Consider the following 236-nt stretch of genomic DNA (forward strand, 5'->3'; position numbering starts at 1 on the left):
GGGGGTCCCGGGGGCGGCCGGAGTGGAGCCTGATAGGCGGGCGGCGGCAGCGCCGCCCGCCCGCATCGGCCCCGCGGGCTTACTCGGGCATCGAGGGGCCCAGACGCCCTGGACGCGCCCCCGGAAAGTTTTTCCAAAATTGTCCTTGCATCGTGGTCCGAGTTCCCGTATAGTACTTCTTCGCACGGGGGCGTAGCTCAGCTGGGAGAGCGCTTGACTGGCAGTCAAGAGGTCAG

It is taken from the genome of Collinsella sp. AF04-24 (assembly GCF_003465685.1).
Taxonomy (GTDB): domain Bacteria; phylum Actinomycetota; class Coriobacteriia; order Coriobacteriales; family Coriobacteriaceae; genus Collinsella; species Collinsella aerofaciens_AP.